Here is a 1,643-nt window from a genome sequence, read left to right as displayed (position 1 = left end):
GTTACAATGATGTGCTTGCTTGCCCAAGTAAATATGCCTCCGTATACGGTTCCTGTTCGTCAGTACCGAGTTTTGTAGTCTCGCTTTCTTCAGATGTAACTTCACAATTACCACCCTTGCGACTTACTAATGCTTCTAGACGTTACTCCAGCGCATAAGGGACTTGCACCCTCTAGATTAATTAACTACATTTCTGTAGCGTAAAAGATGCCCATACTGGGCACACACACCGTATAAAAATAATTGCTATTTTGTGCTTAAATAAAGGTAGTTGCGTATTTGCTACATCTGATTTTCCTGTGGAAAATCCTCGCACGCAAACCCGCAACTATTCTTATACATAAACGTTGTGGCGAATTGCCTTCGGCCGCGTCCCTACATCGAAAAAAGCAAGACGGGCAACACTCAGTTCCCATACCTTTTTTCGATTCCCGGTGCGCTCAATACGCCACAACGGCCCGGGAAGGGCAGCGCAAAAATATAGGGAGCGACCTCCGAGAACCGTAGAGACCTCCCGAAGGAAAACGAAACACAACAAGGGATAAGCCCCACAAATGCGCAGCCCAGACCCTTTACGCGTATGCTGCGCATCCGCAGGGCCTAGTCCCGGGCCGTTGCCCACAATATGAACAAACCTTTGAGAAATAAACTAACACTTGGATTTTTATTAATCGGAATTACCGTTTTTGGACAAGATTTTGGATTTGATATTCATAGTACTTCGTTGAAAGAATATATCCAAATGGAAGAAAAATTAGGTAGCGAAAGAATACCAACAACTTCAAACCACGTCTCTTTTAGCGGAGAAGCTCAACCGATTAAATTTCAACGGAAAGAAAAAATAATTCCTGACTTAATATCCTATTTCTATTTCAAAGACAAAGACTCTTCAATGACCAAGGTACTTTACGAATGGGATGTTAGGCATTTTAAAAAAACTAACGAACTGAATGTAAAGCAATCGAAGAAATTCCAGAAAACTCTCATTCGAAAATTTAATGAATTAGAACAAAAGTTAACTGAACTTTATGGCAAACCTCAATCCAAAGGAGACTTATCTGACTTAAAGCGAGCTAATGAAAAAGGTGGTTTGAAAAAGAATGATAAATGGTTTCCAAATGACAGTACAGAAATTGAGATGTACACAGTTGTTTCTAATTTTTACGAAAAAAGAGGAATGGCAACTACTGCACCAACTCACAGAATTAGACTTTATATTAGAAACACCAAAAAAGAAGAGAAAATTGAGCCTAAATTAAGCGAGAAAAAGCTTGACACCTTAAAAGCAATATCGCAAGAATTTATTCAAACTTTAGGAAATAAAGATTTAGTAAAGTCAAAAGAATATTTATCGGAATTAATACTAAAAACTGTAACTGACGAGCAGTTAAACATATTGATTGACAATTTGGACTTTAATAGAGAAACGGAATTAATTTATAGCGGAATCCAAGCTGGACTTGATGGAAGTGTTTTTACTATGCTTCAATTTAAATATAAAGATGATATTTCAAATCCACCGAATGAATTAATTAAAATAATATTTGATGACAAAGATAAAGTTGTTGGAATACAGCCAATCAAGTTACAAGGAAAAGTAACGGATTAAAAATACTGTGGGCAATCGAGTAGACGGCTCCGCC

At 37.7% G+C, this 1,643-nt stretch carries 1 protein-coding gene; it reads left to right on the top strand.

The genetic code is table 11. The features are described 5' to 3' along the window. The first annotated feature begins 637 nt into the window (after positions 1 to 637). Complete coding sequence (locus tag KO513_RS02360) at positions 638 to 1,609, top strand: hypothetical protein (protein WP_215912138.1); 972 nt, start codon at positions 638 to 640, stop codon at positions 1,607 to 1,609. The last annotated feature ends 34 nt before the right edge of the window (positions 1,610 to 1,643 follow it).

Source organism: Zobellia sp. B3R18 (assembly GCF_018860715.1).
Classification (GTDB): domain Bacteria; phylum Bacteroidota; class Bacteroidia; order Flavobacteriales; family Flavobacteriaceae; genus Zobellia; species Zobellia russellii.
Note: the sequence above shows the minus strand (reverse complement) of the source record. Positions and strands in the feature narration are given on the sequence as shown.